Genomic DNA, 21915 nt, shown 5'->3' on the forward strand with positions numbered 1-21915 from the left:
GGGCTGAGGAACGAAGCCCTGGACCGTCGATCGCCCCCAGCCCCGAACGCCGATCAACCCGGCTCTGGCGATCGTGGGGAGACCTTCAGGCCTGTGTTACCAAGTCGCACATAGTCCATGAATCTCACCCTATGTCGGGCTTAGCGGGGGCATGTCTACCGGCATGAGACCTCGAGTGCGGCCGCTGCCACCCGACGAGTGGGACGACTTCACGAAGGCGAACCCGTACAACGTGTTCGCCACCCTCGCCCGCCACCCCGGCCTCTATCGCGCCTGGTTACGCTTCGGCGGCGCGCTGCTGGACGGCGCGCTCCCCGCCCGCGACCGCGAGCTGGCCATCCTGCGCACCGCCCACCACTGCCACAGCGCCTACGAGTGGGTCCAGCACGTCCGCATGGCCCGCCAGGCGGGGCTCACCGACCAGGAGATCGACTCCGTGCGCCGTCCCGACGCGCTCTGGCCGGTCGAGGACCTGCTCGTGCTGCAGGTGGCCGACGACCTGCACTACGCGGGCGACCTGACCGACGCGACCTGGGCGGCGCTGTGCGACCGCTATGACGAGCCGGCCAGGATCGAGCTGGTCATGCTGGTCGCCCACTACCGCATGCTGGCGCTGGTGCTCAGGACCTTCAGGGTGCAGATCGAGGAGTGATCATCGTGACGCCCGGCACCGAGCCCATCGAGGCCAGCGCCTTGCCGGCGTCGGCGAGCCCGATCGTGCGGGTGACGAGCTGGTCGGGGTGCAGGACGCCGGCCCTGATCATCTCCAGCATCGGCGGATAGGCGTGGGCGGCCATGCCGTGGCTGCCGAGCAGCCGCAGCTCGTGGGCGATCACCCGGCCCATGGGGATCGGCGTCGGCCCGCCGGGCAGCAGCCCGACCTGGACGTGGCGGCCGCGGCGGCGCAGGCTCTCGACGGAGGCCGCGCAGGTCTGGGGGCTGCCCAGCGCGTCGAGCGAGACGTGCGCCCCGCCCCTGGTCAGCTCCCTCACCTGGGCGGCGGCGTCGCCGTCCGAGCCGTTGACGAAGTGGGTGGCGCCGGCCAGCTCGGCCAGGTGCAGCGCGTCGGTGCTGATGTCGACCGCGACGACCCTGGCGCCGGCCGCCGTGGCGATCATGATGGCGGACAGGCCGACGCCGCCGCAGCCGTGCACCGCCACCCACTCGCCGGGCCGCACCTCGCCGACCTGGGCCACGGCGCGGAACGCGGTGGCGAACCTGCAGCCCAGCCCGGCCGCGGTGGCGTAGGCCATGTCCTCGGGTACGGCGACCAGATTGACGTCGGCGTGGTCGATGGCGACGTACTCGGCGAAGGAGCCCCAATGCGTGAAGCCCGGCTGCGTCTGCCGCTCGCAGACCTGCTGGTCGCCGGTCGCGCAGGCGGCGCAGGAGCCGCAGGCGCAGATGAACGGCACCGTGACCCGCGCCCCCTGCCGCCAGCCGCGCACGTCGGAACCGACCGCCTCGACCACGCCGGCCAGCTCGTGGCCTGGCACGTGGGGCAGGACCTTGATGTCGGGGTCGTGTCCCTGCCAGCCGTGCCAGTCGGACCGGCACAGGCCCGTCGCCTCGACTCTGATCACCGCTCCGTGCGGGGCGGGGGAAGGGTCGGGCAGCTCACGTACGTCGAGCTCACCACCGAAGATGTCAAAGGCAACCGCGCGCATCTCATGAGCTTAGAGCGCGTCGCCGCAGGTCGCGCAAGGCCCAGGGGGGGCAGAGGACGGATCCGTACAGGATCGCAGATCCTGCCCTTGACCTGGAGGTTCACCGGAAAACGTGTTAACGGCGGCCTCCTGGACAGAAGACGGCGATGGGAAAGGATCTCGACAAGGAACGATTTACCGAGGCGGAGTTCACCCGCTTCGGCGAGCGTTGCGAGCAGCAGCTCGGTGTCCTGCGCGAGCTGCTCGCCACCCCCGGCTTCGGCGAGGGCCCGATCACGATCGGGGCCGAGCTGGAGCTCTTCCTGATCGACGAGGAAGGACGGCCGCTGCCGCGCAACAGCCAGGTGCGCGACGCTCTCGACGACCCCCGCGTGGTGCTGGAGCTGGGCCGCTACAACATAGAGGTCAACCTGACCCCGACGCCGCTGGCGGGCCGGCCGTTCGAGGCCATGGGCGCGGAGGTGCAGGAGGCGATCACCAAGGTCGACGGCGCGGTGACCGGCGGCGGCGCGCTGCCCATCGGCATCCTGCCGACGCTCGACACCGAGGACTTCACGCTGGGCGCGATGAGCGACCAGAACCGCTACCGCGCCATGAGCAGGGGGCTGCGGCGGCTGCGGCTCGAGCCGTTCCTGGTCAAGATCGACGACCTGGAGCTCTCCGTCGAGGACGTGATCCTGGAGAGCGCCAACACCTCCTGGCAGGTGCACATCCGCACCCCTCCGGAGCGCTTCGCCCGGTTGTTCAACGCGGCGCAGCTCGCGATCGGGCCGGTGCTCGCGGCGTGCGGCAACTCGCCGTTCTTCCTGGGCCGCGAGCTGTGGGAGGAGACGCGGATCGCGCTCATGGAGGAGGCCGCTGACGACCGCGACGTGCAGCGGCCCGAGCGCAGGGACGGGCGGGTGACGTTCGGCTCCGACTGGGTGCGCGAGGGCGCGCACGAACTGTTCGAGCGGTACGTACGCGACTACGACCCCATCGTGCCCGACCTCACCGAGGGCGCGGACCCGCACGAGGTGCCCGAGCTGCGGCTGCACCAGGGCACGATCTGGCAGTGGAACCGCCCCGTCTACGACCCCGCCGACGGCGGTCACCTGCGCATCGAGATGCGCGCCCTGCCCGCCGGGCCCTCCTGCGCTGACATGGCCGCCAACACGGCGTTCCTGCTGGGGCTGACGCTGTCGCAGGCCGAGCGGGACCTGACCGGCTACCGCTTCGCGCAGGCGTACCAGAACTTCTACCGCGCGGCCATGGACGGGCTGGACGCCAAGCTGTCCTGGCCCGGCACGGAGGGCGAGCACGAGGCCGCGGAGCTGGTGCTGTCGCTGCTGCCCGAGGCGCGGGAGGGGCTGCTGAAGGCGGGGGTGACGCCGTCCGACGCGGATCGGTCCCTGGACGTGATCGCGCAGCGCACCCGGCTGCGGCGGACCGGGTCGGTGTGGCAGCGGGAGGCGCTCGCGCGCTTCGGCGGCGACCGGCGGCGCATGGTGCGGCGTTATCGCGAGCTGGCTCTGTCGGGGATGCCCGTGCATTTGTGGAAGTGACGGCAAACCATATTTCTCGCTCATCCGTCAAACTGGTCAAGAGACGGAAAAGGTGAGGAAGTTATGGCGGCATCGGGGATGGTATCCACCGATACAGCGCCTTATGTGCTGAATCGGGCTACGGGCGATCTGGCGGAAGGAGCGGACAAACTCGCCGGAGAAATCGGCAGCACCGCCGTGGAGGCGGTGCTCGCCAACGCCAACAGGACGGGGAGGAACAAGGGCGCGGCGGCCGCGATGGGCTCGATGAAGCCCAGGCCGGACGTCTGGTACGCCTTCGACGACAAGGACCAGGACACCGCCGACTGGTACCCCCAGGGGCTGACCGGCAGCGACGACTCGGGGAACATCGGCGTCCCGGCCTTCATGATCAGCTGGTATTTCCGGCCGACGGCCGGCGAACGGGGCATCAGGGTGTCGTTCCTCAGCCCCCAGACGCTCACATATCAGCACGCGCTGCTGGTGCTGGCCAAGCCCGACGGGTCGTACGGGCCGATCAACATCCACGCGGGCGGCGTCGCCTGCTTCGGCGACCTGCTCTATGTCGCCGACACCACGCGCGGCCTGCGCGTCTTCGACCTCAACAAGGTGCTCGACCTGCGCACGGCGCAGAAGGACCTCGGCGACGGCGACCGCATCGGGCGGCACGGCGGCAAGCTGCACGCCTTCGGCTACCGCTACGTCATCCCCCAGACCGACTTCTGGCGGGTCGCCACGGCCGGGCCGCGCTTCTCGTACGTCGCGATCGACCGCAGCGGCGACACCCCCAGGCTCGTCACCGGCGAGTACCGCGACCCCGGCACGGACGGGTGGGTCGCGCGGTGGCCGCTCGACCTGGAGGGCGGGGCGCCAGAGGACGCCTACGTCACGGGGCACGCCAAGATCCAGGGCGCGGTGTCGTACGACGGGAAGTGGTACCTCAGCCAGGCCGTCAACTCCACCACCAACGGCAGGCTGCGGGTCTTCGACGGCGACACGGCGACGACCAGGCCGTTCCCCATCGGGCCCGAGGACCTCACCGTGCAGGACGGCAAGCTGTGGAGTGTCACCGAGTTCCGGGGCAAGCGCACGGTCTTCGGCGTGCCCCTATAGCCGCAGGTGCTCCTGCAGGATCTCCCGGTAGCGGCGGTCGAAGCCGTCGTAGCGGGCCCGCAGCCCGGCGCCCGGCCAGCCGGCCGGCAGCAGCTCGTCCGGCAGCAGCGGATCGGCCAGCAGATGGCGCAGCACCGCGGCCGAGACCAGGAAGCCATCGGCCAGGTCGCCGGTGTCCAGCGCCCGGTCGAGAGCGCGCTCCAGCCGCGCCGCCTCCGCGGCCCAGCCGTCGAGGTCCCACAGCAGGGGAGTGGGGTCGTCGTGCGGGCGGCCGTCGATGAGCGTGCACTGCGCGGTGACGGTCTCGGGCCAGTCGCGCACCAGGTTCGCCGGACGCAGCCAGGTGCCCTCGCGCAGCTCCGCCAGGCGCAGCGCGGTCATCGTGTGACGGAACGCGGCCCGGTCGGCGGGCGCGCGGCGCTCGGCGGTGACCACGACCACCTCCCACGTGCCGTCCCACGGCTTGACGTGCGGGTCACGGCTCTCGTCCTGCCTGGCCTGGCGCTCGACCAGGCGCTGCGACAGCGCGTACGCGCCGCCCTCCTGCACCAGATCGCCCGCCGCGACCATGCGCGACAGGGCAACCCTGACGGTGCCCTCCGCGATGCCGAACAGCGCCCCGATGCGCACCAGGTGACGGGCCGGCAGGCGCGGCGGGTGGCTGCCGAGCAGTGCGCTCAGCACCGCCGACCGGGCGCTCAACGTTCCGTTACGCTCTTCCATCGCGTGTCGATTATATGTAACACTCGCGGGTATGGGCCGGTATCTCGTCGAGCCGTTCGACCACAGCGACCGTTACGCCACCGAGCGCTACCAGGGCGCGGAAGGCCGCAACTGGTGGCGCTGCGACCCCACGCTGCACCTGCTCATGCGCCGCCGGCTGGGTGACGGCTACGCCTGGGCCGAGCCGCACCTCGACCGGCTGGGCGCGCTGATGGGCGGGCTCGTCGCGCGCTCCGCCGAGGAGACCGATCGCAACCCGCCGCGGCTGGAGAAGTACGACAAGTGGGGCAGGGACGTCAGCCAGGTCGTCATGCCGCCGTCCTTCCACGCCGCCCGCGACGCGCTCATGGCCGACAACTTCACCTCGCCCGCGTTCGCCGAGCAGGCCAGGGTCCATGGGGCCGACCCTGCCGCGCTGGGGGCCGCGTGGACGTACCTGCTCGATCAGGCCGACATCGGGATGGGCTGCGCGCTCGGCACCGGCGGGGACATGGTGGTCTCGCTCGCCGAGAAGCACGCGCCCGCGGACGTACGCGACCGGGTCAGGGAGATCTTCGCCAACGGCTTCTACTCCGGCGAGGCCGCTCAGATGTTCACCGAGCGGACCGGCGGCTCCGACCTCGCCGCGCTGGAGAGCGCCGCCACGCCCGCCGGGGACGCGTGGCTGCTGACCGGGCTGAAGTGGTTCGCCTCCAACGCCAACGGCTCCGCCTTCGTCGTGCTCGCCCGGCTGCCCGAGGGGGCGGTGGCGCCGTTCCTGGTGCTGTGGGAGCGGCGGGACGGCAGCCGCAACGGCGTACGGATCCGGCGGCTCAAGGACAAGCTCGGCACCCGGTCGGTGGCGTCGGCCGAGGTCGAGTTCACCGGTGCGGAAGCCTTCCTCCTCGCCGGCCCCGGCCCCGGCTCCGGCTCCGGATCGGGGCTCGGCACGATGATGAAGCTCACGAACGCCTCCCGCCTCGGTGTCGCCATGATGGGCGTCGGTGTGGCCAGGCGGGCGCTCGTCGAGTCGATCTGCTACGCCGCCGCCCGCGAGGCGTTCGGCCGGCCGCTCATCGAGCAGCCCCTGATGCGCCGCAAGCTGGGCGAGCTCATCGTCGAGGTCGAGGCCGCGCAGGCCATGGTCTTCGACGGCCACACCGGGCCCCGGCTGCGGCTCGGGCCCGCCCTCATCAAGCTGCGCGCCTCCCGGCTCGGCGTCACCGCCGCCGGCGACGCGATCGAGGTGCACGGCGGCAACGGCTACATCGAGCAGTGGCCCGTCGCCCGGCTGCTGCGCGACGCCCAGGTCAACCCGATCTGGGAGGGCGGCGACAACATCCTCTGCCTCGACGTGCGCAGGGCCATGGAGAAGGAGCAGGCCCACCTGCCCTTCCTCGCCCACCTGCGGACGCTCGCCACCTCCGACCTCGTCCGCACCCGCATCGAGGACCTCGCCAAGGCGATCGAAGCCTGGTCGTCCCTCGAACGCGCCACCGCCGAGGCGAGGTTGTACCCCCTGGCTCAATTCATGGCCGACGTCTACGCCGCCGCCCTCCTGGAGGACCAGGCCACCTGGGGCCTGGACGACGACCGCAAGGCCCTGGTCGCGCGCCTCTACGCGGAGACGCACCTCACCGACCCCGGCCCCCTGCGCGGCCTCGACCGCCCCGCCGCCGACCCTTTCGACACGCTGCTGGCAGGCGCCGTCACCCTCTGAACACCTCATCGAGGACCGGAATGGCCAGCACCCGGGTCAGCCAGGCGTGGAGTTGTAGGGGATCGGTGCAGGCGGAGATGCGGGCGCGGAGATCGTCGGGGAGGTCGATGTGCCGGGCGTCCAGCGCCGTCATGAGCGCCGCCGCCAACCCCGCGGCCCTCCCCTCCGTAAGGCCCGCCGTCCTCCCTCGTGCGCGGCCTTCGGCGAAGCCGCGGTCGTAGTGTTCCTGGGCGAAATGAGCGAGTGTCGCCGTGTCAGGCGCCATGATCTCCTCCGAGTCGAGCCGACGGCTGCCCTGTCATCGTGAACAGGTCGTCGATGGTCGCGGCGGTCGGGACGCGGGTCAGCCAGGTGTGGAGTTGTGCGGGGTCGGTGCAGGCGGAGATGCGGGCGCGGAGATCGTCGGGGACGTCGATGCGACGGGCGTCCAGCGCCGTCATGAGCGCCGCCGCCAACCCCGCGGCCCTGCCCTCCTCCCTGCCTTCGGCTAGGCCGGTCGCGAAGCCTTCTGCGAATCCGCGGGCGAAATATTCTCTCGCGAAAGGACTGTAGACCGGCCAATCGGCGGACAAAAGAGAAATGTGGTCATTGGTCGTTTCGGTGGAGGTATCCCGCCCGGTCGTGTCCACGGGCGAGCCTGTGAGCTGCGGCATGGCGTCCATCCTTGCATCAAGGAAAGGCAAAGCGATGGGTTTTCGCGTTTGTTCGCCGGGGGCTGAGGGTTGCACTCTAAAGGCGTTCGTCTAAATTGCGCCGATATATGGATGCAAAGTCGTGTGGCTGGTCGGGGGCGGGGCGTCGGCGTACGCTCGGGGCGTTCTCCGAGGAGTTCGCACGCTTGCCCGAGGAGGGTCGCATGACCGTACGCGTGGAGCGCCAGGGCGCGGTCACTACCGTGGTGATCAGCCGGCCGGAGGCGCGTAACGCCGTCGATCGCAAGACCGCCGACGCGCTGGCCGAGGCGTTCAGGGACTTCGAGGCCAGTGACGCCGACGTGGCCGTGCTGTGGGGCGAGGGCGGGACGTTCTGCGCCGGAGCCGATCTCAAAGCCCTCGACAACCACGTCGGCGAGGAGGGCGACGGCCCCATGGGGCCGACCAGGATGCGGCTCGGCAAGCCGGTCATCGCGGCCGTCGCAGGGCACGCCGTCGCGGGCGGGCTGGAGCTCGCGCTCTGGTGCGACCTGCGGGTGGCCGAGGAGGACGCCGTGTTCGGGGTGTTCTGCCGCCGGTGGGGGGTGCCGCTCATCGACGGCGGCACCGTACGGCTGCCGCGCCTCATCGGCACGTCCAGGGCCATGGACCTGATACTCACCGGGCGGCGGGTCGGCGGGCGGGAGGCGTACGAGATGGGGCTGGCCAACCGGCTCGTCCCCACCGGCACCGCCAGGCGGCACGCCGAGGAGCTGGCCGCGCGCATCGCCCGCTTCCCGCAGGCGTGCTTGCGCGGCGACCGGATGTCGGTGCTGGAGCAGGACGGGCTGGACGAGGCGGACGCGATGCGCAACGAGCTGCGCCACGGCCTGGTGTCGCTCCCCGACGCCTCCGACGGCGCCGCCCGCTTCGCCTCCGGCGCCGGCCGCCACGGCGCCTTCCCGGCTTGAGCTTCGCGCCGTTCCGGCCGATAACCGGATCCGCGCCTTCCCGCTCTCCCGCGCGCCGCTCTCCCGCGCGCCGCTCTCCCGCGCGCCGCTCTCCCGCGCGCCGTCCTCCCGGGCCGTCCTCGGGCGCCGCCCTCCCAGGGCGCGGTGCTTTTCGGGTCCCGGAGGTTGTCGGTGGTGGCGCGTATCGTGATCGTATGGCTGACATCGAGGTCGCCGGGCGTGAGGTCCGCATCACCAGCCCCGACAAGGTGGTCTTTCCGCGGTCCGGGCACACCAAGCTCGACCTGGTCCGCTACTACCAGACGGTGGGTGAGGCGGCGTTGCGGGGCGTCCACGGGCGGCCGATGGTGCTCAAGCGGTTCGTGCACGGCATCGAGGAGGAGGCGTTCTTCCAGAAGCGGGCCCCGGCCAAGCGGCCCGGCTGGATCGAGGTGGCCGAGCTCAAATACCGCTCGGGGCTGAGCGCCGAGGAGGTCGTCTGCACCGACCTCGCGCAGCTCCTGTGGGTGATCAACCTGGGCTGCGTCGACCTCAACCCCCATCCCGTACGCTCCGACGACCTGTCGCGGCCCGACGAGCTGCGCATCGACCTCGACCCCGTGCCGGGCGTTCCGTGGGCAGACGTGCTGGCCACGGCGCAGGTGGCGCGGGAGGTGCTGGCCGACCACGGCCTGGTCGCCTGGCCCAAGACGTCGGGGTCGCGCGGCTTCCACGTCTATGCCCGGATCGAGCGGCGGTGGCCGTTCTCGAAGGTGCGCAAGGCTGCCGAGACGGTGGCCCGCGAGGTTGAGCGGCGCGCCCCCGACCTGGCGACCAGCCGGTGGTGGAAGGAGGAGCGCCACGGGGTGTTCGTCGACTTCAACCAGAACGCCTATGACCGTACGGTGGCCTCCGCCTACTCCGTGCGCGCGGTCGAGGACGCCCGGGTGTCCACGCCGCTGACCTGGGACGAGGTGCCTGACTGCCATCCTGAGGCGTACACGATCGAGACCGTCCCCGCGCGGCTGGCCGAGCGCGGCGACCCGTGGGAGGACATCGACCTGCATCCCGGCTCCCTCGACGGCCTGCTTGAGCTGGCCGAGGAGCTGGGCCCCGCGCCCAAGCCGCCCAAGGGCACCGGGCGCAGGCGCCAGACCAAGCCGCTGATCGAGATCGCCAGGGCCGAGCACAAGGACGAGGCGATGGCCGGGTTCGAGCGGTGGAAGGCCCGCCATCCCGAGGTCGCGGCCCGGCTCGAGCCCGCCGACGTGCTGGTCGACGGCATGCGGGGGCGCAGCAGCGTGTGGTACCGCATCCGGGTCAACCTGCAGCACGTCCCCGAGGACGAGCGGCCCCCGCAGGAGCCGCTCGAGGTCGACTACGACCCCTGGCACCCCTCAAGCTCGTCGGGCTCGTCGGACTGACGGGCTTGCGGGCTTGCGGGCCGGCGGGCCGAGGCGGTGAGGCTCGTCAGCGGCCTGAGATCAGGTTGGCGAGGTGGGCGTAGGCCGAGGTGCGGGTGCCGCGCTCGTTCTCGTGCCGGTCGGCCGCCCTGAACAACGCGTAGATGAGCTGCACGCCCACCCACCGCAGCGGCTCCGGCTCCCACTGCCGCACCTGCCGCCCCACCCACGGCAGCCCCGTCAGCGGGGTGTCGCGGCGCAGCACCAGGTCGCGCAGGGTGCGTCCGGCCAGGTTGGTGGTGGTGACGCCGCTGCCGACGTAGCCGCCGGCCCAGCCGAGCCCGCTGGCGTGGTCGAGGTGCACGGTCGAACACCAGTCGCGCGGCACGCCGAGCACACCGCACCACGCGTGCGCCACCGGCACGTCCACGGCGGCGGGGAAGAGCTTGACCAGCATCCGCCACAGCAGCGCGACGGTCTGCGCCTGGGTGGCCCCCCGCCGGTCGGTACGCGAGCCGAACCGGTACGGCACTCCCCGCCCCCCGATGGCGATGCGGTCGTCGGCGGTGCGCTGGGCGTAGATGTAGGCGTGGGCCTCGTCCTCCAGCAGCTCGCCGCCCTGCCAGCCGATGTGCTTCCACACGTCGGGCGGCAGCGGCTCTGTGACGATCATGGAGCTGTTCATCGGCAGCCACTGCCGGTGCTGCCCGGTCAGGCTGGCGGTGAAGCCTTCGGTGGCGCGGATGACGTAGTCGGCGGTGACGGTGCCGCGGGTGGTGACGGCCGCCGCCCTGCCCCCGCTGCCACCGCCCTGCCGGGGCAGGATCTCGGTGACGGTGGTGTCCTCGTAGATGTCCACGCCGAGCCGGTCCACGGTGGCGGCCAGCCCGACGGCCAGCTTGGCGGGCTGGATGCGGGCGCAGTGCGGCGAGTACGCGGCCTCCAGCGCGCCCGCCACCTGGACGCGTTCGCGCTGTTCGGCATGTTCCAGCAGCCGTATGTCACCCTCGCCGTAGCCCCATGTGCGCAGATCGGCGACCTCGGCGCGCAGCCGCCGCCGCTGGGCCGGGTTGGTGGCGACGTGGATCAGCCCGCTCTTGTGCACGTCGGCGTCGATGCCCTCGGTCCTGGCGACGTCGATGATCTCGTCGACCGAGGCGAACATGGCCCGCTGCAGCTCGATCATGGCCTGCCGGCCGCGCGCCTCGGCGTGCCGCTTGCGCGAGCCCGCGAACTCGGCCGACAACCACCCGCCGTTGCGCCCCGACGCGCCGAACCCGGCGAACTCCTTCTCCAGGATCGCGATGCGCAGGCCGGGTTCGGCCCGCTTGAGGTAGTACGCGGTCCACAGGCCGGTGTAGCCGCCGCCGACGATGGCGACGTCGTAGTCTCGGGAGCCGGGCAGCGCGGGCCGCCGCGCGGGCAGGCCGATCTGCCGGTACCAGAAGGAGACGTCGCCGTTGGCGAAGTCTCTGGTCAGCGGGATGCCTTTCATCACCGGACACATTGTCTAGTACGTCGCGCCAGACCAACAAGTCGGCGAAGTGTAACGAAACCGGACAAACCACTAGCTTCGTGTCGGACGTTCGTACCCGTCGTCGCCTCCGTATACGCGCAGGTCAGGGTCCAGTTCCGGCTGAGTCGCCGGGCTCGTGGGGGAGGCGGTGTGTTCGGTGGCGAAGTCGTCGGACAAGATCGGCTCGGGCGGCAGCAGATAGTCGTGCCAGCTGATCTCACCCTTGGGCGCGGCGTCCGTGAGCAGGTGGCCGGCGCGCTGGGCGGCGTACAGACGGCCCGGATACCGTACGGGGACGCACGACCGGCGCAGCCCCGAGGCCCGCAACCACACCCTGACCAGCTCCTCTGTGGTGATCACCTGCGGCCCGCCGAACTCGATCTCCCGCTCGGCCGGCGCCGCGCTCAGCAGCGCGGCGGCCCGTGCGGCGACCTCGCCGGTGTGCACCGGCTGCCAGGGCAGCGAGCGGTCCACGGGCAGCACCGGCAGCGAGGCCAGGTCGCTCAGCCTGCGGTGCAACCACTGGTGGAACGGGGTGAGGCGGAGGATCGTCCAGCCGAGGCCGCTCTCCATGACCAGCCGCTCGGCCTCCAGCTTGTGCCGCAGGTGCCCGTGCGCGGCCCTGTCGGCCCCGACCATCGAGGTGAACAGCACGTGCGGCACCCCCGCCGCGCGCGCCAGGATCAGCAGCGTCCTGGTGCCCGGCACGTCCACCGCGCCGCGCCCCTTGCGGCCGCTTGTGGCGAGGTGGGCGATGGCGTCCACGTCGCGTACGGCCTCCTCGACCCCGTTGCCGGAGATCAGGTCGCCCCAGATCCAGTCGACGTTGCCGCGGTCCTCCCGCTTGGTCCGGCTCAGCGCACGCACCTCGTGCCCCGCCTTGAGCAGGGCGGGCACCAGCGCCCCTCCGAGCGTGCCGGTGGCTCCCGTGACCAGAATCCGCATACCGGCCCCCTACCCGTCCACATGCAGAAATGTCCACTCGTCTGCGTGCCTGTCCGGGGCGGAGCGGGGTAGGGCGGGTCCCATGGCTCGAATAGCAGCGGAATCCTTGATCGACCGGCTCGCCGCGTGGGGCGTCGACACCGTCTTCGGGCTCCCGGGGGACGGCATCAACGGCATCATGGAGGGGCTACGCCGCCACCGCGACCGGGTGCGCTTCGTCCTCGTCCACCACGAGGAGGCCGCCGCCTTCATGGCCACCGGCTACGCCAAGGCCACCGGCCGCATCGGCGTCTGCCTCGCCACCTCAGGTCCCGGCGGCATCCACCTGCTCAACGGCCTGTACGACGCCAAACTCGACCACGTCCCCGTGCTGGCCATCACCGGCATGCAGGAGACGTCCGTGCTCGGCACCGGCTACCAGCAGGAGGTCCACCTGGACAAGCTGTTCGCCGACGTGGCCGAGTACAACATGATGATCAGCAACCCGGCGCAGCTCCCGTCCCTCGTGGACCTCGCCATCAGGACCTCCTACGCCCGGCGCGGTGTCTCCCACCTGACGCTGCCCAACGACATCCAGGTGGCGGAGGAGGGCGCGGACCCGTACAGGAAGGTCGCGCCCGCCCGAGCGCCCGAGACCGCGCCCATCTACCTGCAGCCGTCAGGCCTGCCCCGGCAGGAGGACCTGGAGTGGGCGGCCGAGGTGCTCAACCGGGCCGAGCGCCCGGCCATGCTGGTCGGGCAGGGCGCGCTGCACGCCAGGCAGGAGGTGCTCGAAGTGGCCGAGGCGCTGGGGGCGCCCGTCGTCAAGACGCTGCCCGGCAAGGCCGTCGTGCCCGACGACTCGCCGTACACGACGGGCGGGCTCGGGCTGCTCGGCACCCGGCCCAGCGAGGAGCTGATGGACGACGCCGACGTGCTGTTCATGGTCGGCACGAACTTCCCGTACTCCACCTTCCTGCCCGAGGTGCACGACACCAGGGTGGTGCAGTTCGAGGCCGACCCGACCAGGGCGGGCGCGCGCATCGCGACAGACGTGCCGGTGGTCTGCGACGCCAAGGAGGGGCTGCGCGCCCTGCTGCCGCTGCTGCGCCGCAGGGAGAGCGACGGCCACCTGGCGAAGTACCAGAAGATGATGGCGAAGTGGCGCGCCGACATGGAGTCGCTGGAGAACCCCGACCGCGACCCCATCGCCCCGCAGTACGTCGTGTCCATCGTGGACGAGCTCGCCACCGACGACGCCATCATGACCTGCGACAGCGGCACGATCGCCACCTGGGCGGCGCGCCACTGGACGATTCGGGGCGAGCGCGAGTTCTACCTGTCGGGCACGCTCGCCTCCATGGCGAACGGCCTGCCGTACGCCATCGCCATGCAGCACGCCTTCCCCGGCCGGCAGATCATCGCCTACGTCGGCGACGGGGGCTTCTCGATGCTCATGGCCGAGTTCCTCACCGCCGTGCAGCACGGGCTGCCGGTCAAAGTGATCATCAACAACAACAACTCGCTCGGCCAGATCCTGTGGGAGCAGATGGTGCTGGGCTACCCCGAGCACGGCGTGCGCTACGCCGCCCCCGAAGCCGACTTCTCGGCCTGGGCCAGGTCGTGCGGCGGGTTCGGCGCCAAGGTGACCAAGGCCGAGGACGTCGCCCACGCCGTCGGCCAGGCGCTCTCGCACGACGGCCCCGCGCTGGTGGACGTGGACGTCAACCCGAACGAGCCGCCCATGCCGGGCAAGGTCTCCTACGAGCAGGCCAAGAGCTTCGCGCAGGCGTTCCTCAAGGGGCAGCCGCACCGGGCGTCCATCGCGACCACGCTGTTCAAGGACCGCATCCAGAAGTTCTGAACGGCTCAGGCCATCGCCCTGGCGATCCCGGCGGCGGCGCCGCGCAGCGGCTCCACCAGCCGGGGCAGCTCGCGGGCCCGCCGCGAGGACAGCACGATGCCGAGTGCCGCCACCGCCCGCCCGTCCACCAGCACCGGCGCCGCCGCCGAGCACGAGCCGAGCGTCATCTCCTCGTACGTCAGCGCGTGTCCCTGGACGCGCACCGCCGCCAGCTCCCTGGCCAGCCGGCCGGGCTCGGTGACGGTGTGGGCGGTGGGGCGTTCGAGCTTGCGGGCCAGGTAGGACTTGACGAACCAGTCCGGCTCGTACGCCAGCAGCGCCTTGCCCACGCCCGTCGGATGCATCGGCAGCCTGGCCCCGATCCGCGACACGATGGGCACCGCGCGCCTGCCGTACACCTTGTCCACGTACAGGACCTCGAGCCCGTCCCTGACCGCGAGGTGCACGTTCTCGCCCGTCGAGGCGAACAGCTCCTGCAGCCACGGATGCGCCACCTCCTGCAGCCGGTTCGGGGCGAGCTGGCCCAGCTCCCACAGCCGCGGGCCCACCCGCAGCCGCCCGTCCGGCCCGCGCCCCAGCGCCTGCCACGCCTCCAGCTCGCCGACCAGCCGGTGCGCGGTGCTCAGCGGCAGCCCGCTGCGGCGCGCCACCTCCGTCAGCGTGAGCTGGGGATGGGCCGCGTCGAACGCGCCCAGGATGGCCAGCACCTTGGACGTCACCGAACGCCCCGCCTCGCGGGAGCCGCCTGACATGAGGACGATCCTGCACCAGCTTTCCACTCAGCGGAAGACCGCTCTCGGCCTGATCCGCTAGAACCACCATGCTTTCCCTCATGCGAACTCAGGTCGGGATCATCGGGGCAGGCCCCGCTGGACTGCTGCTGTCTCATCTGCTCCACCTGCGCGGCATCTCCTCCGTGGTGCTGGAGAAGCGCAGCCGCGACTACGCCGAGCGCCGGGTGCGGGCCGGCGTCCTGGAGCAGGGCACGGTGGACACGCTGGTCGAGGCCGGCGTCGGCGAGCGCATGCTGCGCGAGGGACTGCCGCATCACGGGATCGAGCTCAGGTACGGCGGCGCGGGCCACCGCATCGCCTTCGAGAAGCTGGTGCCCGGCAGGGCCATCACCGTGTACGGGCAGCAGGAGGTCGTCAAGGACCTCATCGCGGCCCGGCTCGCGGCGGGTGGCGACGTGCGGTTCGAGGTCGAGGACGTGGCCGTGCACGGGCTCGACTCGGAGCCCTATGTGACGTTCGGGGACGAGCGGCTCGACTGCGACGTCATCGCCGGCTGCGACGGCTTCCACGGCGTGTCCAGGCCGTCGATCCCCGAGGGCGTGCTGAGCGTCTTCGAGCGCGATTACCCCTTCGCCTGGCTCGGCATCCTCGCCCGCGTCGCGCCCTCGTCCGATGAGCTGATCTACACCAGGACCGAGCGCGGCTTCGCCCTGCACAGCATGCGCTCGCCCACCATCAGCCGCTTCTACCTCCAGGTGCCGCCGGACGCGCGCATGGAGGACTGGCCGGAGGAGCGCATCTGGGCCGAGCTGAAGGCCCGCCTGGAGACCGTGCCCGGCTTCTCGCTGGCCACCGGCGAGATCCTGGAGAGCGGCATCACGCCCATGCGGTCGTTCGTGGTCGAGCCGATGCAGTACGGGCGGCTCTACCTGGCCGGCGACGCCGCCCACATCGTCCCGCCCACGGGCGCCAAGGGCCTCAACCTGGCCGTGGCCGACGTGCGGGTGCTCACGGAGGCGCTCGCGGCGTACTTCAAGGACGGCACGACCGACCTGCTCGACGGGTACTCGCAGGCGTGTCTCAAGCGGGTGTGGCGCGCCCAGCACTTCTCGTACTGGATGACGACCCTGCTGCACACCTTCGAGGAGGACGACGCCTACGCCCGCCGCCTGCAACTGTCGTACCTGGACTACGTCACCTCCTCAGAAGCCGCCGCCACCACCCTCGCCGAAAACTACGTCGGCCTGCCGTTCTGACGAGACACCCGCCGACTGCCCAGCTGACCCGTGGGGTTGGCTCTCTCCAGAGGGACGGTCGCCACGAGGGTGGGGGAGGGCCGGTGTCGGGTTGGCCTACGGGGTCGGCCGTCTCTCTCCAGAGGGACGGTCGCCGCGACGGTGGGTGAGGGCCGGGGGTGAGATGCCCGGTCAGGGGGTTGACCTTGGGGAATGCTTTAAAGTGTCCAGGTGGTCTTCGAGGATGGATGGGCGGTTTCGCCCCTGCGCTGGCTGATGAACGCACTGGGCGACGCCCAGCTCTCCCGCATGGGCCGTGACCCCGCGCTGGTGGCCGCGGTGGACCAGCACGCGGCGGACCTACGCGACGCCATCCCGCTCGACCGGGAGACACTGGGCGACTACCTGCTGGGCTTCCTCGACGAGCTGCGCCACCGCGGCTGGTCCTTCACCGGCGAGCCCGACGCCCCGTCCCTGCGGCTGACGGCGGTCTGCTACCTGACCCGCGAACTGGGCCTCCTGGAAGACGGCCATCCCGCCTGAGCGGGCTCGCCCGGGTGAACCGGCGCGGGCCCCAGGCGGTTCGCCCGGGGCTCGTGCCGATCGTGCCGGTGGCGCTCGCGTGGCGGGCGCCCCCAGGTCAGCCAGGAGGCATGTCGGAGCGGGTGGCACCGCCGCCGCGCGTGCTGCGCATCGGGGCCGTCTCCTCGCTCATCGACCGGGCATCCTCCCGCCCGCGCTGATACGCCTCCGCATGCGCCCTGGCCTGCGGGGCCTCCTCCTCGATGCGGCCCAGCCAGCGCTCCCAGCGCTGCTGCATCGGCCGGATGAGCCCGCCGCCGATGCCGATCGCCGCGATCGCGCCGATGGTGGCCAGCACCGTGACCAGCACCGGCGTGGTGACGGTCGTGGCCACGCCGATCTGGTTGAGCGCCGCGATGATGCCGAGCGCCCAGATGAACACCGCCGCCGCCGTCGCGATCCAGCGACCGTACGACAGGCCGCCGAGCGCGCCGGACAGGATGTCCCTGACGGCCCTGGCCACGGCGCCCGCCACCACGATGATCACGATGGCCACGATCGCCAGCGGCAGCCAGCCCACCACCGCGGCAAGCAGCGCCGAGACCGGGTTGGGCCCGAAGACGTTGAACGCTATCTGCAGGGTGACCAGCAGGATCGCATAAAAGACGATCTTGGCGATCAGGCTGCTGGCATCGTACTTGCTGCGCGCCAGCCAGCGCCGCATCCCGCTGCGCTCGACCGCCCGGTCGAAACCGACCCGTTCGAGCACCTTGTCGACGATCTTCTCCAGGGCCTTGGCCACGATCCACCCGATGATGAGAATCACGAGGAACGCGACCAGCTTCGGAACGAACGCCGCTATTGACCGCCAGGCGTCAGCTATGCCTTGGCCGAAATTGATGTCCACGGTTTCCTCCTCTGAGGAGCCAATGCCTCGGCGCTACCCGGACAGAAACCGCCTATACACAGAGAGCCACCAAATACTTCACATTATGGCCAAAACTTCCTATATCACGTAAAGGCGCCTCCCGGCTCGATCTCGGTTCCCACTTCAGTGAGCGGGACGGGTCAGGCGGAGGTGGCGGCTTTCAGGTGGGCGGCGGCGGACTGTTCCAGGTGGTTGAGGTCGCCGGCGACGGTGGCGAAGGTGAAGCCCTCCGCCAGCCGGCGCGCCGCCTGCTCGCCGCTCGGATTGTGGATGCCGGCCGCGATGCCGGCGTCGGCCGCCGCCGTACGGATGCGCTCAAGTGCCGCCTCGAAGACGTCGGCGACCTCGGGATCGTTCGGGAACCGGCCGCCCACGGCCAGGCACAGGTCGGACGGCCCGACGTACACGCCGTCCAGCCCCGGCGTGGCGCAGATCTCCTCGATGCCGGCCAGCCCCTCCGGCGTCTCGATCATCGCCAGGACGAGCACGGTCGCGTCCGCCTCCGCGGGCGTGGGGCCGATGCGCAGCATCGAGCGCATGGGCCCGTACGAGCGGCGCCCCGCACCGGGGTAGCGCGCGGCGGAGACGGCACGGGCGGCGTCGGCGGCGCTGTCCACGAGCGGCACGATGACGCCCGCCGCACCGAAGTCGAGCGCCCGGCCGATCACCGCCGGATCGCCCGACTCCACCCTGACCAGCCCGGCGGACCGGCCGCCCGCGTCGATGGCCATGAGGTTGGCGAGCAGCCCCGACGTGCCGATGAAGCCGTGCTGGCCGTCGAGGGCCACGTAGTCGTACCCGAGCCGGGCCAGCCGCTCGGTGGCGACGGGCGCGTCCAGGACCACCCAGTAGCCGACGGCTCGTTCCCGATGACGGATCTTCCTGGCGAACTCGGCTGCGGTCACGGGCCTCTCCTGACTCCTCGTGTACGCCCTTTCGCTCACTCTGGCACTATCTGCGCGTTTCGTGCAATGCTGATTGCGTGATTCGCGCACAGGCGGATGCGGTGCTCGTGCTCGCCGACGATCTGACCGGGGCGGCGGAGACGGCCGCCGTGCTGATGCCCGCCGCCGGCGCCGTGCTGATCGCGCTGTCCGGGCCGCCCTACGACTCCGCGCCGCCGGTGCTGGTCGCCGACCTCGGCAGCCGGTATCACCCCGACGCGAATGCCCTGGTACGAGCGGCACTCGCGCACGCGGGCGACCGCAGGGTCCTCGTCAAGATCGACTCCCTGCTGCGCGGGAACGTCGCCGCCACCATCGCCGCCGCCTGCCTCGACGCGCCCGTGGTGCTGGCCCCCGCGCTGCCGTCCGCCGGTCGTACGGTCGTGGGCGGAGTCCCGTACGTCGAAGGCGTCCCGCTGCGCGAAACGCGCACCTGGCACATCGAGCCCCGCCCCGCACCCGCCACGGTGGCCGGAGCACTCGACGGCCGCCCCGCCACCCTCATCCCCCTGGCCACCGTCCGCGCGGGGCACCCCGCGTTGACGCTGGCGCTCAACGGGACAGAGGGGGTGGCGATCTGCGACGCGGAGACGGACGGCGATCTCGACGCGATCGTGGCCGCCGCGCTCGCCGCCGACCCGCGTACCCGGCTGGCCGGCGCGGGCGGCCTCGCCGCGGCCCTCGCCCGCGCCCGCACCCGCGCCCGCACCCTGGGCGGGACCGTCGCCGACGCGCCCCGTCCCGCGGGGCCGGCCCGGGACGCGCCCCTCCTGGTGATCGTCGGCACCGCGCACCCGGGCGTGTCCGCCCAGGTCGAGCTGCTGCTCCAGCACGGCGTCCAGCAGATCGCACTGAGCGCGGACGAGCCGCGGGACACCGCGGCACCGCGCCTGCGACGAGCCCTGGACACCGGACCTGCCGTCCTCACCACCTCGGGCCCTTTGACGGGCGCTCTGGAGGACATCGTCACGGGCGCCCTCGCGGGCCGTCCCGCGAACCTCGTCCTGACCGGCGGCGGGACGGCGAGACGGGTGCTCGACGCGCTCGGCGTCCGCGAGCTGACCCCCGTCGGACAGGTGCACCACGGCGCCGTCCACAGCCGCACGCCCCAGGGCCACGCGGTCGTCACCAGACCTGGCAGCTTCGGCGGCCGCGACAGCCTGCTGCGCATGGCCGCCCACCTCGCGCCTCACCACTTCGAAAGGCTGACATGAGCACACCTCTGATCGCCCTCACCATGGGGGACGGCTCCGGAGTCGGTCCGGAGGTCATCGTCGGCGCCCTGCTGGCTCCCGAGCCGGCCGGGTTCTGCCGCCCCGTCGTCATCGGTGACGCGGGACGCCTGCGCCAGGCCGCCGCCGTCCTCGGCGTGCCCGCCAGGATCGAGACGGTCGGCGGGGTGGCGGACGCGGTGTTCGAGCCGGGCCGGATCAACGTCATCGACCCCGGCCTGCTGCCCGCCGACCTCCCGTGGGGCGAGGTGTCGGCGGTGGCGGGGAACGCGGCGTACGAGTACGTCCGGCTGGCCGGCTCGCTGGCGATGTCCGGGAAGGTGCAGGCGATCTGCACGGCCCCGCTCAACAAGGAGGCCCTGCACGCCGCCGGCCACGTCTTCCCCGGCCACACCGAGCTGCTCGCCCACCTGACCGGCACCGAGGAGGTGTCGATGATGCTCTCGACCGCCAAGGTCAAGGTCATCCACGTCACCACCCACATCGGCCTCATCGACGCGGTCGCCCGCATCGAGCCCGGCCTGGTCGAGCGGACGATCCGGCGGGGCGCGGCGGCGATGCGCGGCTCCGGGCTGGAGCGTCCCAAGATCGGCGTGTGCGGGATCAACCCGCACGCGGGGGAGAACGGCCTGTTCGGGTACGGCGAGGAGGAGGAGAAGATCGTGCCCGCCCTCGATCGGCTGCGCGCCGAGGGCATGGACGTGCACGGCCCGCTTCCCGCCGACACCGCCTTCTTCCTGGCCGGACGCGGCGACTACGACCTCATCGTGGCCATGTACCACGACCAGGGCCACGGCCCCGTCAAGATCCTCGGCCTGGAGGCCGGCGTCAACATCACCGTCGGCCTCCCCGTCATCCGGACCTCGGTGGACCACGGCACGGCCTTCGACATCGCCGGCAAGGGCCTCGCCGACCCCGGCAGCATGCTCGAAGCCCTCCGCCAGGCCGCCGAACTGTCCCAGGCCCGTACCTCATGACGCCGCCATCACCACGCCTGGGGAAGGACGAGCGGCCCCCGAGGGCACAGGGCGCGGGGGAGCGGGCGGCGGACGTGCGGCGGGAGGAGATCGTGCGGCTGGCCACCGAGACCGGCCTGGCCAGCGTCGGGGAACTGGCGGCGCGGTTCGGCGTCACGCAGTCCACGATCCGGCGCGACCTGGCTCATCTGAAGGCGGCCGGGCTGCTGGCCCGCACGTACGGCGGCGCGATGGCGGTCGTGACGCACCCGGAGGCGTCGCTGCGGCAGCGGATCGGGGAGGCGTTCGAGGCCAAGCGGGCCATCGCGAGCTGGGCGGCGGCGCAGGTACGGCCGGGCGAGACGATCCTGCTGGACTCGGGCTCGACCACGGGCGCCCTGGCCCACGAGCTACGGGACGCGGCCGACCTGACCGTGGCGACCACGGGGCTGACCGCGCTGCAGGAACTGGTGGGGACCGGCGTGCACGTCGAATGCCTGGGCGGCACGCTGCGGCACGTCAGCCAGGGCTTCGTGGGCCCGCTGGCGGAGGCGGCGCTGAGCCGGATGACGTTCGACCGGGCGTTCCTGGGCGCGGACGGGGTGACGGCGGAGGACGGGATCTGCGAGGCCGGCCTCCAGCAGACCCGCCTCAAGGAGCTGATGATGGCCCGCTCCGGCCACGTCTACGTCCTGGTCCACGCCGCCAAGCTGGGCCGCCGCCCGTTCCACGCCTGGGCCCGCATGCCCGACCACTGGACGCTGGTCACGGACACCTCCGCCACGGACGACCTCCTGGAGCCCTTCACGGCGAGAGGCGTGGAGACGGTGATCGCCATCTGACGTCCCCGGCGAGACGGCCCGGCGCGGTAAGCAAGGCAGGGGGTGGCGTCACGGACAGTCCGGGCCGGGCGTTCCGGACGGCGAAAAGCCCCAGACCACGAAACCGTGGGCTGGGGCCAGAAAGGGGTGGACGATACTGGGATTGAACCAGTGACCTCTTCCGTGTCAGGGAAGCGCTCTCCCGCTGAGCTAATCGTCCGTATTGAGTTGTCACTCAGAGCGGAAGACGGGATTCGAACCCGCGACCCTCACCTTGGCAAGGTGATGCTCTACCACTGAGCCACTTCCGCATGGCGCTGTCTTTACTTTAGCGGATCCAGGAGGGTCCGTCGGCCGCCGAGGTGGAGACGGGATTTGAACCCGTGTAGACGGCTTTGCAGGCCGCTGCCTCGCCTCTCGGCCACTCCACCAGGAGTCTTGCTCCGAGCGGAAGACGGGATTCGAACCCGCGACCCTCACCTTGGCAAGGTGATGCTCTACCACTGAGCCACTTCCGCGTGTCTGCCCC

At 71.6% G+C, this 21915-nt stretch carries 21 protein-coding genes and 4 tRNA genes; 12 read left to right on the forward strand and 13 right to left on the reverse strand.

What is annotated here, in order from left to right:
- Positions 1-163 precede the first annotated feature (163 nt).
- Entirely contained in the window at positions 164-652 is a 489-nt protein-coding gene (locus tag ABZW11_RS35790) for a carboxymuconolactone decarboxylase family protein (protein WP_355427218.1), read from the forward strand.
- Here ABZW11_RS35790 and ABZW11_RS35795 read toward each other — a convergent pair.
- The gene (locus ABZW11_RS35795; protein ID WP_355427221.1) at positions 630-1667 is read right to left on the reverse strand and encodes a zinc-dependent alcohol dehydrogenase family protein; all 1038 of its coding nucleotides are present in this window, start codon (positions 1665-1667) and stop codon (positions 630-632) included. The genes ABZW11_RS35790 and ABZW11_RS35795 overlap by 23 nt on opposite strands.
- A 146-nt stretch (positions 1668-1813) precedes the next feature.
- Here ABZW11_RS35795 and ABZW11_RS35800 point away from each other — a divergent pair, with 146 nt between their 5' ends.
- Together ABZW11_RS35800 and ABZW11_RS35805 are read left to right on the forward strand one after the other, a co-directional pair.
- Complete coding sequence (locus ABZW11_RS35800; RefSeq protein WP_355427224.1) at positions 1814-3211, forward strand: glutamate--cysteine ligase; 1398 nt, start codon at positions 1814-1816, stop codon at positions 3209-3211.
- 105 nt (positions 3212-3316) lie between these two features.
- On the forward strand, positions 3317-4303 hold the full coding sequence (locus ABZW11_RS35805) for a hypothetical protein (protein ID WP_355427227.1): 987 nt from the start codon (positions 3317-3319) through the stop codon (positions 4301-4303).
- Here ABZW11_RS35805 and ABZW11_RS35810 read toward each other — a convergent pair.
- A complete protein-coding gene (locus tag ABZW11_RS35810; protein WP_355427230.1) occupies positions 4298-5026 on the reverse strand; it encodes a PaaX family transcriptional regulator C-terminal domain-containing protein in 729 nt (242 codons plus the stop codon). The genes ABZW11_RS35805 and ABZW11_RS35810 overlap by 6 nt on opposite strands.
- 31 nt (positions 5027-5057) lie before the next feature.
- Here ABZW11_RS35810 and ABZW11_RS35815 point away from each other — a divergent pair, with 31 nt between their 5' ends.
- Complete coding sequence (locus ABZW11_RS35815; RefSeq protein ID WP_355427232.1) at positions 5058-6725, forward strand: acyl-CoA dehydrogenase family protein; 1668 nt, start codon at positions 5058-5060, stop codon at positions 6723-6725.
- Here ABZW11_RS35815 and ABZW11_RS35820 read toward each other — a convergent pair.
- Together ABZW11_RS35820 and ABZW11_RS35825 are read right to left on the reverse strand one after the other, a co-directional pair.
- The gene (locus tag ABZW11_RS35820; protein WP_355427235.1) at positions 6715-6990 is read right to left on the reverse strand and encodes a hypothetical protein; all 276 of its coding nucleotides are present in this window, start codon (positions 6988-6990) and stop codon (positions 6715-6717) included. The genes ABZW11_RS35815 and ABZW11_RS35820 overlap by 11 nt on opposite strands.
- Positions 6980-7378, reverse strand: a complete 399-nt coding sequence (locus ABZW11_RS35825) for a hypothetical protein (RefSeq protein ID WP_355427238.1) — start codon at positions 7376-7378, stop codon at positions 6980-6982. The genes ABZW11_RS35820 and ABZW11_RS35825 overlap by 11 nt, the downstream gene beginning before the upstream one ends.
- A 203-nt stretch (positions 7379-7581) precedes the next feature.
- Here ABZW11_RS35825 and ABZW11_RS35830 point away from each other — a divergent pair, with 203 nt between their 5' ends.
- Positions 7582-8328, forward strand: coding sequence for a crotonase/enoyl-CoA hydratase family protein (locus ABZW11_RS35830; RefSeq protein ID WP_355427241.1), 747 nt, complete (start codon positions 7582-7584; stop codon positions 8326-8328).
- Between the two features lie 194 nt (positions 8329-8522).
- Positions 8523-9731, forward strand: a complete 1209-nt coding sequence (gene ligD / locus ABZW11_RS35835; RefSeq protein WP_355427244.1) for a non-homologous end-joining DNA ligase — start codon at positions 8523-8525, stop codon at positions 9729-9731.
- 46 nt (positions 9732-9777) lie between these two features.
- Here the strand turns inward: ligD and ABZW11_RS35840 are convergent, their stop codons facing one another.
- Together ABZW11_RS35840 and ABZW11_RS35845 are read right to left on the reverse strand one after the other, a co-directional pair.
- Entirely contained in the window at positions 9778-11205 is a 1428-nt protein-coding gene (locus ABZW11_RS35840) for an FAD-dependent oxidoreductase (RefSeq protein WP_355427339.1), read from the reverse strand.
- Between the two features lie 72 nt (positions 11206-11277).
- Complete coding sequence (locus ABZW11_RS35845) at positions 11278-12171, reverse strand: NAD(P)H-binding protein (RefSeq protein ID WP_355427247.1); 894 nt, start codon at positions 12169-12171, stop codon at positions 11278-11280.
- Between the two features lie 82 nt (positions 12172-12253).
- On the opposite strand from ABZW11_RS35845, the gene ABZW11_RS35850 reads away from it, so the two are divergent.
- Complete coding sequence (locus ABZW11_RS35850; protein ID WP_355427250.1) at positions 12254-14014, forward strand: thiamine pyrophosphate-dependent enzyme; 1761 nt, start codon at positions 12254-12256, stop codon at positions 14012-14014.
- Positions 14015-14019: 5 nt separating this feature from the next.
- Here the strand turns inward: ABZW11_RS35850 and ABZW11_RS35855 are convergent, their stop codons facing one another.
- Positions 14020-14766 (reverse strand): IclR family transcriptional regulator, encoded by a 747-nt coding sequence (locus tag ABZW11_RS35855; RefSeq protein ID WP_355427252.1) that lies wholly within the window; start codon positions 14764-14766, stop codon positions 14020-14022.
- 80 nt (positions 14767-14846) lie between these two features.
- Between ABZW11_RS35855 and ABZW11_RS35860 the strand changes: the two genes are divergently transcribed.
- Together ABZW11_RS35860 and ABZW11_RS35865 are read left to right on the forward strand one after the other, a co-directional pair.
- The gene (locus tag ABZW11_RS35860) at positions 14847-16004 is read left to right on the forward strand and encodes a 4-hydroxybenzoate 3-monooxygenase (RefSeq protein ID WP_355427255.1); all 1158 of its coding nucleotides are present in this window, start codon (positions 14847-14849) and stop codon (positions 16002-16004) included.
- Positions 16005-16214: 210 nt separating this feature from the next.
- A complete protein-coding gene (locus ABZW11_RS35865; protein ID WP_355427258.1) occupies positions 16215-16526 on the forward strand; it encodes a DUF6401 family natural product biosynthesis protein in 312 nt (103 codons plus the stop codon).
- Between the two features lie 97 nt (positions 16527-16623).
- Here the strand turns inward: ABZW11_RS35865 and ABZW11_RS35870 are convergent, their stop codons facing one another.
- Entirely contained in the window at positions 16624-17412 is a 789-nt protein-coding gene (locus tag ABZW11_RS35870) for a hypothetical protein (protein WP_355427261.1), read from the reverse strand.
- Between the two features lie 161 nt (positions 17413-17573).
- Positions 17574-18338, reverse strand: coding sequence for an aldolase/citrate lyase family protein (locus ABZW11_RS35875; protein ID WP_355427264.1), 765 nt, complete (start codon positions 18336-18338; stop codon positions 17574-17576).
- Between the two features lie 77 nt (positions 18339-18415).
- Here ABZW11_RS35875 and ABZW11_RS35880 point away from each other — a divergent pair, with 77 nt between their 5' ends.
- Genes ABZW11_RS35880 through ABZW11_RS35890 form a run of 3 tightly spaced genes read left to right on the forward strand, consistent with a single transcriptional unit; the run spans position 18416 to position 21407 of the window.
- Positions 18416-19591, forward strand: coding sequence for a four-carbon acid sugar kinase family protein (locus ABZW11_RS35880; RefSeq protein WP_355427267.1), 1176 nt, complete (start codon positions 18416-18418; stop codon positions 19589-19591).
- Positions 19588-20586 carry a 4-hydroxythreonine-4-phosphate dehydrogenase PdxA gene (gene pdxA, locus ABZW11_RS35885; protein WP_355427269.1) on the forward strand — a complete coding sequence of 333 codons (999 nt, stop codon included), beginning with the start codon at positions 19588-19590 and terminating at the stop codon, positions 20584-20586. Before ABZW11_RS35880 ends, pdxA begins: the two co-directional genes overlap by 4 nt.
- On the forward strand, positions 20583-21407 hold the full coding sequence (locus tag ABZW11_RS35890; protein WP_355427272.1) for a DeoR/GlpR family DNA-binding transcription regulator: 825 nt from the start codon (positions 20583-20585) through the stop codon (positions 21405-21407). Before pdxA ends, ABZW11_RS35890 begins: the two co-directional genes overlap by 4 nt.
- A gap of 127 nt (positions 21408-21534) precedes the next feature.
- On the opposite strand, the gene ABZW11_RS35895 is transcribed toward ABZW11_RS35890, so the two are convergent.
- From ABZW11_RS35895 to ABZW11_RS35910, 4 genes are all read right to left on the reverse strand, one after another.
- Positions 21535-21606, reverse strand: a tRNA-Val gene (locus tag ABZW11_RS35895).
- Positions 21607-21625: 19 nt separating this feature from the next.
- Positions 21626-21697 (reverse strand) — tRNA-Gly (locus ABZW11_RS35900).
- Between the two features lie 49 nt (positions 21698-21746).
- Positions 21747-21817 (reverse strand) — tRNA-Cys (locus tag ABZW11_RS35905).
- A gap of 15 nt (positions 21818-21832) precedes the next feature.
- Positions 21833-21904, reverse strand: a tRNA-Gly gene (locus ABZW11_RS35910).
- Positions 21905-21915: the final 11 nt, after the last annotated feature.

The organism is Nonomuraea sp. NPDC004580 (genome assembly GCF_040609855.1).
Taxonomy (GTDB): Bacteria; Actinomycetota; Actinomycetes; order Streptosporangiales; family Streptosporangiaceae; genus Nonomuraea; species Nonomuraea salmonea.